General features: G+C 58.7%; 14 protein-coding genes and 1 tRNA gene. 5 read left to right on the top strand and 10 right to left on the bottom strand.

Annotated features, from left to right (window positions below; translation table 11 throughout):
- Positions 1-94: 94 nt before the first annotated feature.
- The 6 genes from ccoG to ACNKU7_RS18320 all read right to left on the bottom strand — a co-directional run bounded on the left by ccoG (position 95) and on the right by ACNKU7_RS18320 (position 6293).
- On the bottom strand, positions 95-1510 hold the full coding sequence (gene ccoG / locus ACNKU7_RS18345) for a cytochrome c oxidase accessory protein CcoG (RefSeq protein ID WP_418298440.1): 1416 nt from the start codon (positions 1508-1510) through the stop codon (positions 95-97).
- Between the two features lie 184 nt (positions 1511-1694).
- Entirely contained in the window at positions 1695-2603 is a 909-nt protein-coding gene (gene ccoP, locus ACNKU7_RS18340; RefSeq protein WP_418298439.1) for a cytochrome-c oxidase, cbb3-type subunit III, read from the bottom strand.
- A complete protein-coding gene (locus tag ACNKU7_RS18335) occupies positions 2600-2824 on the bottom strand; it encodes a cbb3-type cytochrome oxidase subunit 3 (protein ID WP_418298438.1) in 225 nt (74 codons plus the stop codon). The genes ccoP and ACNKU7_RS18335 overlap by 4 nt, the downstream gene beginning before the upstream one ends.
- Positions 2825-2837: 13 nt before the next feature.
- Positions 2838-3455 carry a cytochrome-c oxidase, cbb3-type subunit II gene (ccoO, locus tag ACNKU7_RS18330; protein WP_418298437.1) on the bottom strand — a complete coding sequence of 206 codons (618 nt, stop codon included), beginning with the start codon at positions 3453-3455 and terminating at the stop codon, positions 2838-2840.
- Between the two features lie 12 nt (positions 3456-3467).
- A complete protein-coding gene (ccoN, locus tag ACNKU7_RS18325) occupies positions 3468-4928 on the bottom strand; it encodes a cytochrome-c oxidase, cbb3-type subunit I (protein ID WP_418298436.1) in 1461 nt (486 codons plus the stop codon).
- Between the two features lie 144 nt (positions 4929-5072).
- Positions 5073-6293, bottom strand: coding sequence for an argininosuccinate synthase (locus ACNKU7_RS18320; RefSeq protein ID WP_418298435.1), 1221 nt, complete (start codon positions 6291-6293; stop codon positions 5073-5075).
- Positions 6294-6645: 352 nt separating this feature from the next.
- Here ACNKU7_RS18320 and pyrC point away from each other — a divergent pair, with 352 nt between their 5' ends.
- From pyrC to ACNKU7_RS18300, 4 genes are all read left to right on the top strand, one after another.
- Positions 6646-7692 (top strand): dihydroorotase, encoded by a 1047-nt coding sequence (gene pyrC / locus ACNKU7_RS18315; protein WP_418298434.1) that lies wholly within the window; start codon positions 6646-6648, stop codon positions 7690-7692.
- Positions 7693-7758: 66 nt separating this feature from the next.
- Positions 7759-8430 carry a ribonuclease T gene (gene rnt / locus ACNKU7_RS18310; protein ID WP_418298433.1) on the top strand — a complete coding sequence of 224 codons (672 nt, stop codon included), beginning with the start codon at positions 7759-7761 and terminating at the stop codon, positions 8428-8430.
- Between the two features lie 182 nt (positions 8431-8612).
- Positions 8613-9575: an extracellular catalytic domain type 1 short-chain-length polyhydroxyalkanoate depolymerase gene (locus ACNKU7_RS18305; RefSeq protein ID WP_418298432.1), complete on the top strand. Its 963-nt coding sequence runs from the start codon at positions 8613-8615 to the stop codon at positions 9573-9575.
- A gap of 204 nt (positions 9576-9779) precedes the next feature.
- Complete coding sequence (locus ACNKU7_RS18300) at positions 9780-9977, top strand: hypothetical protein (protein WP_418298431.1); 198 nt, start codon at positions 9780-9782, stop codon at positions 9975-9977.
- Positions 9978-10175: 198 nt separating this feature from the next.
- Here the strand turns inward: ACNKU7_RS18300 and secF are convergent, their stop codons facing one another.
- The 4 genes from secF to queA form a co-directional block, all read right to left on the bottom strand.
- Positions 10176-11177: a protein translocase subunit SecF gene (gene secF / locus ACNKU7_RS18295; protein ID WP_418298430.1), complete on the bottom strand. Its 1002-nt coding sequence runs from the start codon at positions 11175-11177 to the stop codon at positions 10176-10178.
- A gap of 10 nt (positions 11178-11187) precedes the next feature.
- Positions 11188-13056, bottom strand: a complete 1869-nt coding sequence (gene secD, locus ACNKU7_RS18290; RefSeq protein ID WP_418298429.1) for a protein translocase subunit SecD — start codon at positions 13054-13056, stop codon at positions 11188-11190.
- A 206-nt stretch (positions 13057-13262) separates the two neighbouring features.
- On the bottom strand, positions 13263-14378 hold the full coding sequence (tgt, locus tag ACNKU7_RS18285) for a tRNA guanosine(34) transglycosylase Tgt (protein ID WP_472439835.1): 1116 nt from the start codon (positions 14376-14378) through the stop codon (positions 13263-13265).
- A 47-nt stretch (positions 14379-14425) separates the two neighbouring features.
- Entirely contained in the window at positions 14426-15481 is a 1056-nt protein-coding gene (gene queA / locus ACNKU7_RS18280; protein WP_418298427.1) for a tRNA preQ1(34) S-adenosylmethionine ribosyltransferase-isomerase QueA, read from the bottom strand.
- Between the two features lie 165 nt (positions 15482-15646).
- On the opposite strand from queA, the gene ACNKU7_RS18275 reads away from it, so the two are divergent.
- A tRNA-Leu gene (locus tag ACNKU7_RS18275) sits at positions 15647-15733 on the top strand.
- Positions 15734-15831 lie beyond the last annotated feature (98 nt).

The raw sequence follows: 15831 nt of genomic DNA, 5'->3' as shown, positions 1-15831 counted from the left end.
AAAGCACTGTCCGCTGTCAACGCAATGCGGCGCTGCCTGGAGCGCCGCACACGGGACAAATGCATTCGTTTGACTTTGGCCGGCGATCAACCGATCACTTCGGCCCGATAAATACCGTGCGGTGCCGGTCTTCCAGCTCCGGGGCATCCTTGGCTCGGATAACGATATCAATATCGTGCTTGGATTCCTGCAACTGCGACTCAGGCACGCTGACCCGAATAGGCACAGAGTAAACCTCTCCCGGTGTAACCGTAATGCCGCGCTGCATCCGCAAGGAGTAATCGTACCCGTCCTTGCCTTCGACCCGCACTTCGAATTCGTGGGGCTTCTGATCCATGTTGGTGATTTTCACCGTGTACACATTCTGCACCAAGCCCTGGGACAAACGGTACATGCGGGCTCCCCTGTCGCGCAGCACCTCAGCCTGCACAGGTGACCGGGTAACCACCTGCTGCACGAACAGACCAGTCATCAACAACATGACCAGGGCGTAACCCAATAGCCGCGGGCGGGAATAATTGGTCTTGCCCGTTTCCAGCTCGTCTTCCGACGTAAAGCGGATAAGCCCGCGCGGGTACTGCATCTTGTCCATGACGCTGTTACAGGCATCCACACACAAACCGCAGTTGATGCACTCGTACTGCATGCCGTCGCGGATATCGATATCCACGGGACACACCTGCACGCACCAGTAGCAGTCGATGCAGTCGCCCATACCCTCGGCTTTGTAATCCACCCCTTTCTTGCGCGGACCACGGGCCTCGCCACGGCGGGCGTCATAGTACACCGCAAGCGTATCCTTGTCGTACATAACCGACTGGAAGCGGGCGTAGGGGCACATGTACTTGCACACCTGCTCACGCAGGAAGCCCGCGTTCATATAGGTTGCGAAGGTGAAAAAGGCGACCCAAAAGACCCCCTGCGGGTGCGCGCTGAAGGTCGCGAGATCAACAACCAGATCGCGGATGCCGTAGAAGTAGCCGACGAATGCCAGCGCGGTTGCCAGCGAGATCACAAACCAGATCAGGTGGGTTCCCGCCTTGCGCAGAACCTTTTCCGCACCCCAGGGCGCGGCATCCAGTTTCATCCGCTTGGCCCGGTCGCCCTGGCAGATTCGCTCCCCCCACATGAACATCATCGTCCAAACTGTTTGTGGGCAGGTAAAGCCACACCAGACCCGGCCCAGCCAGGTAGTGACCGCAAACAGGCCAAAAGCCGCAATAATCAGTAACCAGGCAAGCAGGAAGCCATCCTGGGGTCCGAACGTGGTCCAGAAAATATGAAACTTGCGCGCGGGCAGATCGAAATGCACCGCCTGGCGACCATCGATGTTCAGCCAGGGGATAAAGAAGAAAGCCAGCAGCAACGGCAGGCCGGTGTATTTGCGAATACGGGTGTAGACGCCACGAATATGGCGGGTGTAGATCTTGTCTTCAGACTCATAGAGCATGCGGTAGCGAACTTCGCCATCGCCTTCCTGCTCTTCCCGGGTTGGAATTCTATCGCTCACAAAACCTCGCTTACCCGAAGTATTAGGGTCGGGTCAGATGCTGCAGTGACTAGCAATGAGGCTTGTTATTCTTCCCTGCGGTGCCCTTCCCGGCATCCCGCCTGAAGCTTCCCCAAAAAGGGAAGACTCCAGGCGGTGCAATCCATCTATCGGTACCGGATCCAGTGGTACCTTTCAGCAGCCGTTACTGCTGAACTTCATCCTGGCGTGACAGGCTGTAGACATAGGCCGCTACCAGGCGGATTTTGTCTTCGCGCAGCTTGTCCTTCTGAGCTGGCATCTGGTTGCTGCGTCCACCGCGGATGGTGTGCTGGATCTCTTCACGGCTGCTGCCGTAGAGCCAGATGTTGTCGGTCAGGTTCGGCGCGCCCAGCGCCTGATTACCCTTGCCGTCCGCACCGTGACACGCCATACATACAGTGCCGAAGATCTTCTGGCCCTTGGCTGCCATGGCCGCATCGTGCTCCAGGCCGTTCATGCTCAGGACATATTCCGTCGCATCCTTAACGCCCTGTTCACCGATGACCGGGCCCTGCGGAGGCATCATGCCCTGGCGACCGTTGTGCAGGGTTTCCAGAATTTTTTCCGGAGTACCGCCGTACAGCCAGTCACTGTCAGTCAGGTTCGGGAAGCCGTAATTGCCGCCGCCATCAGCACCGTGACACACGGAGCAGTTGTTCGCGAAGATCCGAGCACCCATTTTCAGTGCTTCACGGCTCTCGGCAATTTTCTCGATCGGCTGGTCTGCATACTGGCCGAAGGTTTCCTTGAATTCCGCCTGTGCCTTGGCCTGATCGGCCTTCAGGGCGCCAACGGAGCTCCAGCCACCAAATCCTTTGAAGTTACCCAGACCCGGATAAATCGCCAGATAGGCCGCAGAGAAAACCAGTGTCAGGATGAACAGCAGGAACCACCACTTGGGCAGTGGGTTATCGTACTCTTCAATGCCGTCGTAAACGTGACCGGTTGTGCGGTTCTCCGGGTCATCCTGGTCGCTCACCGCAACTTTGCGATTGGCGAACAAAACCCAAGTTACCAGTGCGAGATTGGTAAGGGTGAGCACAATTACCCATACACTCCAGAATGTACTCATTTTTCCTGCCCCTGTTCCTGTTTGGCTCCGTCTTCGTCATCGGAGCGGGATTCACTCTTGCGAGCATCCTCTTCAATTGATTCCTGTTCGTCGGCAAACGGCAGATTTGCATCCTCTTCGAAGCGCTTTTTGCGCTTCGGCGAGAAGGCCCACCAGCAGATCGCCAGAAACGCAAGCGCCCCCAGGACTACACCGATTTGCCGCAATACATTGATATCCACTTGATACCTGCCTTTAACGCTTCTGCTGAACCAGAGTGCCCAGCTGCTGCAGATAAGCCACCAGTGCGTCGATCTCGGTTACCCGGCCACCCACGAATGGCTTGCTCGCATTGGCAATGTCTTCGTCGGTGTAGGGCACACCCGCAACACGCATAGCGCGCATCTTGTCCGCAGTGTGCTCACCAGTGATCACGTTATCGAACAGCCACGGGTACGAGGGCATGATGGACTCGGGCACCACGTTACGCGGGTTGTACAGGTGCGCGCGGTGCCACTCGTCGGAGTAGCGTCCGCCAACACGGGCCAGATCCGGGCCGGTACGCTTGGAGCCCCACAGGAAGGGATGCTCGTACACGTGCTCCTGGGCCATGGAATAGTGGCCGTAACGCTCCACTTCCGCGCGCAGCGGACGGATCATCTGCGTGTGGCATACGTGGCAGCCTTCGCGGATGTAGATATCCCGCCCTTCCAGCTCAATCGCGGCCAGGGGTTTGAGCCCGGCGATGGGCTCATTGTTGTCCTTCAGGAAAAGCTGGGGAACGATCTCCACCAGAGCGCCAAAGCTGATCGCGACAATGATGAGCACGATCATCAGGCCGATGTTCTTTTCTACGATGTCATGATTCTTCACGATTCGTTCCCCTTATGCAGACTTCGCGGCCGGCAGATGTTCATCGTGACGCACCTCATCTTCGTTAGGCTCGTCGGTAACGGTGCGGAATACGTTGTACGCCATCAGGAACATACCGGTCAGGAACAGGGCTCCGCCCAACCAGCGCACGACATAACCCGGGTGGCTTGCGATCACACTTTCCACAAAGCTGTAAGTCAGGGTGCCGTCGGCGTTGAATGCACGCCACATCAGACCCTGGGTAATACCGTTCACCCACATGGAAGCGATGTACAGAACAGTACCGATGGTCGCCAGCCAGAAGTGGGCATTGACCAGCTTCACACTGAACATTTCCCTGCGGTTCCAAAGCACCGGCACCAGGTGATACAGGGCACCAATAGAGATCATTGCAACCCAACCCAGGGCGCCGGAGTGCACATGACCAACAGTCCAGTCAGTGTTGTGGGACAGCGCGTTCACGGTCTTGATGGACATCATCGGACCTTCGAAGGTGGACATACCGTAGAAGGACAGGGACACCACCAGGAATCGCAGGGTCGGGTCGGTGCGCAGTTTGTGCCAGGCGCCGGACAGGGTCATGATGCCGTTGATCATGCCGCCCCAGGACGGTGCCAGCAGGATCACGGACATGATCATCGCCAGGCTCTGGGTCCAGTCGGGCAGTGCCGAGTAGTGCAGGTGGTGGCCGCCAGCCCATACATAGATGGAGATCAGCGCCCAGAAGTGCACGATGGACAGCTGGTAGGAATAGACCGGGCGACCCGCCTGCTTCGGCACGAAGTAGTACATGATGCCGAGGAACGCCGCGGTCAGGAAGAAGCCCACCGCGTTGTGGCCATACCACCACTGGATCATCGCATCCGCGGTACCGGCGAAGATCGAGTAGGATTTGAACGCACTAACCGGCACCGCCAGGCTGTTCACAATGTGCAGCACCGCAACGGTGATGATGTAAGCACCGAAGAACCAGTTGGCTACATAAATGTGGGAAGTGCGACGCTTGACGATAGTACCGAAGAAAACAATCGCATAGGCAACCCAGATCAGGGCGATCAGGATGTCCAGCGGCCACTCCAGCTCGGCGTATTCTTTCGCGGAGGTCAGGCCCATCGGCAGCGTGATCGCTGCGCCGACAATCACAATCTGCCAACCCCAGAAGGTAAACGGAATCAGCCAGCCACCCCACAGGCGCGTCTGGCAGGTACGCTGTACCACGTAATAGGAGGTGGCAAACAGCACACTACCACCAAACGCGAAAATCACCGCGTTGGTGTGCAGGGGCCGCAGGCGGCCGAAATGGGTAAAGGGCTGCCAGATGTCGTTCAGTGCCGGCCACGCCAATTGCGCGGCGATCAGCACACCAACACCCATGCCAACAATGCCCCAGACCACCGACATGATGGTGAACTGGCGCACGATGTTGTAGTCATAGTCCGGCAACTTGCCGGTCTCTGCCACCGTTGTCGTCATTGTGTAACTTCCGTTGCTTTTTAAGATTCGTTTCCGTCAAACGCGCGAGAACTTGCCGGCAAAGTAGCGGCTTCCCCCTTCACGGTAGACCGGGCAGGCACAGAAGCGATGATTTAAACGCATCAATCACCGCTTCAGACTGATTTAGATCAAGTCCCTGCCCTTACCCGCCGCGATGCGCAGGCGGAGTGCGTTCAACTTGATGAAGCCTTCGGCGTCTTTCTGGTTATAGGCACCGGCATCATCTTCAAAAGTGGCAATGCGCTCGTCAAACAGGCTGTCGGCTGAACGACGACCCACCGCACTTACGCTGCCTTTGTACAGCTTCAGGCGCACTTCCCCATTCACGACGGACTGGGATTCATCAATTGCAGCCTGCAGCATCTGGCGCTCCGGGGACCACCAGTAACCGTTGTAGATCAGCTTCGCGTAGCGCGGCATCAGCTCATCTTTCAAATGCGCCACTTCGCGGTCGAGGGTAATGGACTCGATCGCACGGTGTGCTTTCAGCAGGATGGTACCGCCGGGTGTTTCGTAGCATCCGCGGGACTTCATGCCCACGTAGCGGTTTTCGACGATATCCAGGCGACCAATACCGTTGGCGCCTCCGAGCTTGTTCAGCTTTTCCAGCAGCGTGGCAGGGCTCATGCGCTCGCCGTCGATGGCAACAGGGTCACCTTTCTCGAACTGCAGGGTAATGTAGGTGGGCTGATCCGGCGCCGCTTCCGGGCTCACGCTCCAGCGCCACATATCCTCTTCCGCTTCCGCCCAGGGCTCTTCCAGAACACCGCCTTCATAGGAAATGTGCAGCAGGTTGGCGTCCATGGAGTACGGGGACTTTTTCTTCTTGTTGGAAAAATCCACCGGGATATTGTGCTGTTCGCAATACTGCATCAACTTTTCGCGGGAGGTCAGATCCCACTCGCGCCAGGGAGCGATCACCTGGATGCCCGGCTTCAGCGCGTAGGCGCCAAGCTCGAAGCGCACCTGGTCGTTACCCTTGCCGGTCGCACCGTGAGAGATGGCGTCCGCGCCGGTTTCGTTGGCAATCTCGATCAGGCGCTTGGCAATCAGCGGCCGTGCAATCGAGGTACCCAGCAGGTATTCACCCTCATAAATCGTGTTTGCGCGGAACATCGGGAACACGAAATCCCGCACGAATTCCTCGCGCAGGTCATCGATGTAGATTTCCTTCACCCCTAGAGCCTGGGCCTTGGCGCGTGCAGGCTCCACTTCCTCACCCTGACCGATGTCGGCGGTAAAGGTAACCACCTCGCAGTTGTAGGTATCCTGAAGCCAGCGCACGATCACAGAAGTGTCGAGACCGCCGGAATACGCCAATACCACCTTTTCGATCTTGCTCATTACTATCCTCTGTATATAGGGAGTAAGCCGTTACCCGGGCGTGGTTTCCTGTAGGCGCAGCAAGCACCACGAAAACACGCCACTGTCAAAATGGCTCGATGCGGGAGAGATTATTATTGGAAGAATACCCACGAACGGCGGTTACCCCGCCTTTTTCGGGGCGCGATTGTAGCGCCTCGAAACCGATACGACTAGCTCCACCGTTTCGGCGGCAAAAGTAAACAGCACAACTGTTTACTTTATATGCAAACTGCCGATCGAAGAGGCATTTACCGCAGTTTTCGCATTTTTCTGACGCTTCAGGTAGGATCGGCGCCGCGATCGAACCGCCTGTAATTATTCGGTGAACACTATGCAGCAAATCACCCTCCGTGCTCCTGACGACTGGCACATCCACCTGCGTGACGGCGAGGCCCTGGCCCGCACAGTCGGCGATGCCGCGCGCCAGTTCCGCCGCGCCATCGTCATGCCCAACCTGGTACCGCCTGTGGTAAACGCGGCCGATGCCGTCGCCTACCAGGCACGCATCGAGGCGGCGGTGCCTGCAGGTGCGGATTTCACCCCGCTGATGGTGATCTACCTGACCGACAAAACCTCGCCGGAGACAGTCCGCGAAGCCCACGCCGCTGGCGTAGTGGCGGCCAAGCTCTACCCGGCCGGCGCCACCACCAACTCGGATTCCGGCGTCACCGATATCGCCAACATCTACCCGGCGCTGGAAGCAATGCAGGAATGCGGCATGAAACTGCTCCTGCACGGAGAGGTGACCACCAGCGACATCGATATCTTTGATCGGGAAAAGGTCTTCATCGACAACATTCTCGGCCCGGTGGTCAACGACTTCCCGTCGCTCAAGATCGTGCTCGAACACATCACAACCGCCCACGCGGTAGAGTTTGTCACCAATGCGCGAGAAGGGGTTGCCGCCACAATCACCGCACACCACCTGCTGTATAACCGCAACCACATGCTGGTGGGCGGCATCCGCCCGCACTACTACTGCCTGCCGATCCTAAAGCGTGGCGATCACCAGAACGCTCTGATCGAAGCAGCCACCAGCGGCAGCCCGAAGTTCTTCCTCGGCACGGATTCTGCACCTCACGCACAGGGTAAAAAGGAAGCCGCGTGCGGCTGCGCCGGCTGCTACACCGCATTTAGCGCTATCGAGCTCTACGCAGAAGCCTTCGAGCGCGCGGGCAAACTGGACAAGCTCGAAGGCTTTGCCAGTGAGTTTGGCCCAGACTTTTACGGCCTGCCCCGCAACAGCGGTACTATTACCCTGGCGAAAGAGCCCTGGATCCTGCCCTCCGGCCTGCCGATGGGCAAGGATTCACTGATCCCGCTCAATGCGGGTGAAACCCTGAACTGGCGTGTTGTGCGCGCTGACGGCGAGCAATGAGCGCCGGCTTCCGGCGCAACGCAGCAACCGAACCGAAAAGCAGTTAAATTCGACCAAGGAAACTCCGTGACTCCCGCAGAAGAACCCACTGGCCCCAAGAGCTTACTGGCACAAAGATTCCGAGGATTTCTTCCTGTCGTGCTGGATCTCGAAAGCGGTGGGTTCAACGCCCGCACTGACGCCCTTCTGGAGATCTCCGCCGTCATCCTGAATATGGATGAGCATGGCACCCTATATCCGGAAGAAACCCACAGCTTCCACATCGAACCGTTCGAAGGCGCCAATATCGAGCAGTCCGCACTGGACTTTATCGGTATCGACCTGGAATCGCCGGAGCGGGATGCCTGGCCCGAGGAGATTGCACTGCCGGAGATGTTCCGCAAGATCCGCAAGGCGATAAAGGCCCATAACTGCACCCGCGCGATCATGGTGGCTCACAATGCCCACTTTGACCTGGGCTTCGTCAACGCCGCAGTTGACCGCTGCGGCATCAAGCGCAACCCATTCCACCCCTTCTCCTGTTTCGATACCGCGACCCTGGCCGGGCTCGCCTACGGCCAGACGGTTCTGGCCAAAGCCTGCCAGACCGCAGGAATCGAGTTCGATAACAGCAGCGCACACGCCGCAGACTACGATGCGGAAAAAACCGCAGAACTCTTCTGTGGGATCGTGAACAAGTGGCGGGAGCTCGGTGGCTGGCCATTGATTGCCGAAGCGGATTCCGAGACGCCCTCCTGAGGCGCAACCCCGTGAGTGGATATCACGGGTCAAACTGACCCGTCGCTGGTGATCAGACTGCCCAACCGCCGTGCACCTTCACCACGGCGGCCATACCATCTACAACCAAAGTCTCATTCCCCACCGATGCCCGGTCTTTTAGGCTGGTTGCGCCCAAAATAACAATAGTGGTGGTACCTGCGATGACGCGCCCCAACCGTATTTCCGGAGCATTCCGACACCCCCTCACCGCACTCACTATCGCAGCTCTCTGCGCTTCGACCAGCGTCCACGCTGGCAGCTGGGAGCAAAATGCCGCGAGTGGCGGCTTCAGCAAGGTGCACATATACACGCCTGACAGCCATTCCAGCATCGGTGAAGGGCGGTCACTGATGATCTTGCTGCACGGCTGTGTACAGCCCATCGACAACTATCTCGGCGCAAACCTGGAAGCCGCCGCTGAGGAGCTCGGCATGGTCATTGCCGTTCCGGATGCCGAGCACAAGGCGGGCTACAGCTGCTGGGCCTACTGGGAAGAGCAACGTGACAGGGAGCACGGCGACTATCGCCTGCTGGTACAACTGGCACAAACCCTGGCCGCCGACCCGGAGCGGGAAATCGACCCGGCCCAGGTCTATATTGCCGGCCTGTCCTCCGGAGCGACCTTTGCCCACACCACGGCCTGTCTGGCCCCTGACATCTTTGCCGGCGCTGCAGCCAGCGCAGGCCCCAGCATCGGCACCAGCCCGGCGGGCGCACTGGGCAATTGCGAGATTGCCGATGTCGCCCAGCGCTGCGCGGACTATGCCGGTGCTTACCAACATCATTTCGAAACCCAGGTTTTCGCCGTTGCCCACGGCAGCGAGGATTCCGTCGTCGATCCCTGCTACCTGGAACAGAATGCCAAGGGGATGGCCAGCCTCTACGGGGTTGAGCCCAAAGCCGAAACTGAAACCCTGCAGGAGGGAGATGCTTCCGCCGAGCTCGCCCTCTGGCAACAGGGCCGCGTGGGTATGTTCACCCTTGCCGGTGTGGGCCACAGCTGGTCTGGGGGCCCCGGTGCGAGCGGCCAGTACATAGACGCCGGCGGAGTGAATCTGGCACTGCAGCTGGGCCGTTTCTTTCAGCAAAACAACCGTCGCGCCACCAGCCAGCCTGCGAAGTAGCCGCAACCGCCAGCCGGGATCTGGCCGCGGCAACAGGGTCGCCACCTGGCGAGCCACCCAGCATAAGGGCCTCACCATACGCCGCTAGCGGGCGCCGGAGCAAAGCGCCGCGAGCCCGCTAGCCTCCCCACACAAACCAATGGGTGATTTTTTGCACAACTTGATGTAGAATGCGCAATTCACGCATAAAAATTGGACATAATTGTGGCTAAGAAAGCTTCTAGCGCTTCAAAGCGCGCCAAGGAAACCGCGGCTCCGGAATCTCGCGAATCCATTGAAGCCCAGGTGCAGGCGTTTCTCGCCAACGGCGGCAGGATCGAACAAGTGCCCAAAGGCGTCAGCGGCCAGACCAACACCTCCGGTCCGCGCCATATAACGCTGGGCAAAAAGCCCCGCAGCTGAGGCTCAGCCTGCGTAGCTGGTATCGCGCAGGCCATCCCCCTGAATCACCACCCCTGAACAGTCGTCCGGCACAATAGAGCCGGGGCTACACCAGTGGGCGCAAGCCGGTGAACCATCCAGCAGCGCGTACAGCACAAAACAACCAGACATAAAAAAAGGCGGGAGAACCCGCCTTTTTTTATGTCTGGGAAACACCAATCAGGGCATTTCTTCCAGCTCAGCACCCTCTTTCACTGGCGGCATCAGATCCTCTTTCGAGACCTTCAACGCCATCAACGCGTTGATCGCGACGTATACCGAAGAATAGGTACCAACAACCACACCGACAATCAGCGCCAGTGAGAAGTTGTGAATCAGCTCGCCACCGAAGAACTGCAGGGCCCACAACACCAGCAATGTGGTGAAAGAGGTCATGAAGGTCCGACCCAAGGTCTGGCTGATGGAGATATTCATGATCTCCTCGGTATCGGCCTTGCGCACCCGACGGAAGTTTTCCCGCACCCGGTCATATACAACAATGGTGTCGTTGATCGAGTAACCGATAACTGCCAGCACCGCTGCCAGTACCGTCAGGTCAAAGTCGAGTTTGAACAGGGCGAAAAAGCCCAGCACGATTATCACGTCGTGAATCAATGCCACTACCGCGCCTATGGAGAACTTGTACTGGAAACGCAGCGCCACGTACGCCATCACCACCGCCAGCGCAAACAGCATGCCGAGGCCACCGTCATCGCGCAGCTCTTCACCCACCTGCGGGCCGACCATTTCCACCCGGCGCAGGTCAATGCGACCATCCGTGCCCTTGCGCAACTCGGCAACGACGTTATCGCCGATGGACTGTGAAGCCTCCTCATCCCCGGCACTGCGCTGGGTCATCGACTCCGTCACCTCCGGCGGCAACTTGATCAGCAGCTCGTTATCCGAGCCGAAACGCACCACAGAGGCGCCCTTGAAGCCCGCAGCATCCAGCTGGCTGCGTACGCTTTCGAGTTCCGGGGCCTTTTCGTAACCCACCTCAATCTGGGTACCACCGGTAAAGTCCAGCCCCAGCTTCAGGCCATTCATGGCCAGCGCGCCGAGGGACAAAACCACCAGCAGGATAGACAGTGCGGCTGCCAGCTTGCGCCAGCGCATGAAATCGTACACACGCTTGCCCATGTATTCGGTGATACGGCCGTTTTCTTCTTTGGTCTCTTTCATCACCGGCTCCTTAAATCCAAAGCTTCTGTACACGGCGGTTGCCGTAGAACAAGTTAATCAGTGCACGGGTACCCATGATGGCGCTGAACATGGAGGTCAGGATGCCGATAGAAAGGGTGACTGCGAAGCCCTGTACCGGGCCAGAACCGATGGCGTAGAGGATCACTGCCACGATCAGCGTGGTGATGTTCGCATCCACAATGGCACTGTACGCATTGTCGAAGCCAGCACTGATCGCCGATTGTGGCGGCATGCCATTGCGCAACTCCTCCCTTATTCGCGAGAAGATCAGCACGTTCGCATCCACCGCCATACCGATGGTCAATACCATACCCGCGATACCCGGCAGGGTCAGGGTTGCCCCCAGGATGGACATCACCGCCACCAGCAATATCAGGTTTACCGCCAGCGCGATATTCGCCGCCAAGCCAAACACCCGGTAGAACAGCAGCATACAGATCACGACAGCCAGCAGGCCGATCTGAACCGACGTCACTCCGACTTTGATGTTGTCCGCACCCAGGGATGGGCCGATCACACGCTCTTCAACAAAGTACATTGGCGCAGCCAGGGCACCGGCGCGCAGCAGCAGGGACAGCTCCTGGGCTTCGGAAGCTTCCAGGCCAGTGGTGCGGAACTGCTTGCCCAGCGGGCTCTGAACCGTGGCCAGGCTGATGATTTTCTTGTCATCCACACGCTTCTGCACAATGACTTCATTGCCGTTTTCGTCAATGGTCTTTTCCGGCAGGAAGCGGCTTTCGATAAACAGCGTGCCCATGCGGCGGCCGACATTCTTCCAGGTTGCGCGGTGCATCATTTCACCACCGCGGGAGTCCAGGGTGATGTTGACCTGCGGCATACCGTTTTCGTCGTAACCCACACGCGCATTGGTCACTCGCTCGCCGGTGATGATCACTTTGCGCTCAAGCCAGGCACCACCGAAAGCGGCGCGCTCGCGCTCATCGCGGTACTCGAAGTATTCCTTGTTGGTCACCAGCGCATCCGGCTTGGCTTCCATACGGAACTCGAGGTTCGCAGTCTTGCCGATAATACGCTTGGCTTCGGCGGTGTCCTGCACACCCGGCAGCTCAACCACGATGCGGTTGCGCCCCTGGCGCTGCACGATCGGCTCCGCGACCCCCAGCTCATTCACCCGGTTGCGCAGGGTCGTCAGGTTCTGGGATACGGCATAGTCTTCCAGCTGCTTGATTTCCTGCTCGTTCAGGGTCGCGCGCACTTCAAGGTTCGCACCACTGCCAGCTTCCTGCAGCACCAGCGTGTTCGGGAACTCTTTACGCAACGTCCTTACCGCCAGGTCGCGCAGCTCTGCGTCGCGGAAACGGGCAACGATCTCGCGATCATCCACCAGGTCCACACTGCGATAGCGGGCCTTGGCCTCGCGCAGCTTGGACTTAACTTCCGCGGCATAGCCTTCCATATTGGTTTTGACGATGGAGTTGGTATCCACTTCCATCAGGAAGTGCACCCCACCCGCCAGGTCCAGGCCGAGCTTCATGGGGCTGGCGCCCATATTCATCAGCCACTCGGGCGTGGTCGGTGCCAGGTTCAGGGCCACCACGTACTCGCTGTGTCCGAGAGCTTCCTGAATAGCGCGTTTGGCCGGGAGCTGCTGTTCGATGGACTTCAGGCGCAGCAGTACAGATTTGTCCTGCACCTCGCCGCCAAAGTAGTCAATGCCCGCATCAGACAGGGCTTTTTCCGCCCGAGAGAGGACTCCCTGATCGATTTTGAGGGCGCTTGATTGGCCTGAGATCTGAACTGCCGGATCCGGTCGGTAAAGATTGGGGGCTGCGTAGAGCAGACCCAGACCGGTAATGATCAGGATCAGGAGATATTTCCAGAGGGGAAAGCGATTCATGCTGTACTCAATTGTTGGAATGGTCCGCTGAGCGGACTCGTTTTTAGCGATTCCCGGGGATATGCGGGCGCATTGGCGCAATTACAAGGCCAAGCTGCCCTCCCGCTGCCCGAATCGGCCGGCGCACTCTAGCGGCGCCGGCAGTAAGTGGGCGGTGGCTGATTATACGGGGATAGGAAGTGGGTACAAATGCAGGTGCCTGCAGATCACCCCAGCGCAGGCACTTCTCGCCCCAGACCCGCATAAAAATCAGCCACGAAGCCTTCAAGGTCCCCCGCATCCAGCGCATCGCGAATACGCTGCATCAGGCGCTGGTAGTGGCGCAGGTTGTGAATGGTATTCAGCTGGGAGCCCAGGATTTCGCCGCACTTGTCCAGGTGATGCAGGTAGCTGCGGGAGAAATTCTCGCAGGTATAACAGTCGCAATCTTCCTCCAGCGGACGGGTGTCGTGGCGGTGTACCGCATTGCGGATCTTGATCACCCCGGAGAAGGTGAACAGGTGGCCATTGCGGGCATTGCGCGTAGGCATTACACAGTCAAACATGTCCACACCACGGCGCACTGCCTCGACGATGTCCTCAGGCTTGCCCACCCCCATCAGGTAGCGCGGTTTGTCCGCAGGCAACTGGTGGGCGGTGTGATCCAGCACCTTGATCATCTCGTCTTTGGGTTCACCCACCGAGAGGCCGCCAATGGCATAACCATCGAAACCGAGCTCGGTCAGGCCCGCCAGGGAAATGTCCCGCAGCTCCGGGTACATCCCGCCCTGCACAATACCGAACAGTGCCGAGGGGCTGTCACCGTGGGCGTCCTTGGAGCGTTTTGCCCAGCGCAGGGACAGCTCCATGGATTTGCGCGCTTCGTCCGGGGTAGCCGGATATGGGGTGCACTCGTCAAAGATCATCACAATGTCGGAACCCAGGTCCTTCTGCACCTGCATGGACTCTTCCGGCCCCATAAACACCGGGCTGCCGTCCACCGGTGACTTGAAGGACACGCCCTCTTCCGAAATCTTGCGCATCTGCCCCAGGCTGAACACCTGGAAGCCGCCGGAGTCTGTCAGGATCGGCCCATGCCACTGCATGAAATCGTGCAGGTCGCCGTGGGCCTTGATGACCTCAGTGCCCGGACGCAGCATCAGGTGAAAGGTATTGCCCAGAATGATGTGGGCACCGATCGCCTCCACATCCCGCGGCAACATGCCCTTTACCGTGCCATAGGTGCCCACCGGCATAAACGCCGGGGTCTCCACCACGCCGCGGGGGAAGCGCAAGCGGCCGCGACGGGCCTTACCTTCGGTGGTGTCCAGCTCAAACTGCATAAAACACTGGCGACTCACAGGATTCTCCTCAAACTGTTCGCGGGCGCTTATTCGCGCCCTACTTCCGCCGGATCCACAGCGGGATTCCGGTCGATCAACATGGCGTCGCCATAACTGAAAAATCGGTACTCTTCTTCCACCGCCACCTTGTAGGCGTTCATTGCATGCTGGTATCCCGCAAAGGCGCTTACCAGCATCAGCAGGGTGGATTCCGGCAGGTGGAAGTTGGTGATCAGGCGATCCACTACCCGGAAGTTGTACCCGGGATAAATGAAGATCTCGGTTTCACCTACGGTAGGCTGCAGCGCACCGGAAGCCGCGGCGCTCTCCAGGGCGCGCACACTGGTGGTGCCCACGGCGATCACACGACCACCGCGCGCACGACAGTCCGCTACCGCCTGGCACACGGCCTCAGAGACGTTCAGCACCTCGCTGTGCATCTTGTGCGTATGGATATCGTCCACCCGCACCGGCTGGAAAGTACCCGCACCCACGTGCAGGGTCACAAACGCGGTTTCGATCCCCCTTGCCTTCAGGGTCTCCAGCATCTCTTCGTCGAAGTGCAACCCGGCGGTTGGTGCGGCAACGGCCCCTGCATTTCGGCTATACACGGTCTGGTAACGCTCGCGATCTGCCTCGTCGTCCGGGCGATCAATATAGGGAGGCAACGGCATGTGACCGAGCCGCTCCAATACCGGCAGCGCGCCCTCTTGTGGAAACTCCAGTTCAAACAGGGCGTCGTGGCGCGCGACCATTTGTACCACCGTATCGTCTTCCAGCAGGATCTCACTGCCCGGTTTGGGGGATTTGCTGGAGCGCACATGGGCCAACACCCGCCGGTCATCCAGTACCCGCTCCACCAGAATCTCCAGCCTGCCACCACTGGCCTTGCGCCCGAACAGGCGGGCCGGGATCACCCGGGTGTCATTGAATACCAATAAATCACCGGGCTCCAGCAGATCCGGCAGATCCGCGAAACGCCTGTGCGCAAGCGCGCCACTGGGGCCTTCAAGACACAGTAAACGGCTGCCGCGACGCTCTTTCGCCGGAACGCGGGCGATCAGGGAATCGGGCAAATCAAAATGAAAATCCTGGCGACGCATGCTCTCAAGTGTAGGTTGTGGTGAATCGGGCGCGAAGATTAGCCGAAAGCGTCCCCACAGCCAAATCGGCTACCAATTTCCATAGCAAATATTGTTGACCAATGAAGTCTCGTCGCTATAATCGTCGATCTTCTGAGGGGCCAAATTGGGGTTCCACATCAGATTGCCAGAGTGGTGAAATTGGTAGACACAGGGGATTCAAAATCCCCCGCCCTTAAAAGCGTGCCGGTTCGAGTCCGGCCTCTGGTACCAAACAAAGAAAGGCCCGCATATGCGGGCCTTTTTTGTTTGTGCCGGAGGTCGGTGAGAGCCGGCACCCCGGTTCGACCGATTGCGCTTACAGCGCAATC

The organism is Microbulbifer weihaiensis (assembly GCF_048323715.1).
Taxonomy (GTDB): domain Bacteria; phylum Pseudomonadota; class Gammaproteobacteria; order Pseudomonadales; family Cellvibrionaceae; genus Microbulbifer.
The sequence above is the reverse complement of the archived record's forward strand: the minus strand, read 5'-3'. Positions and strand labels throughout refer to the sequence as shown.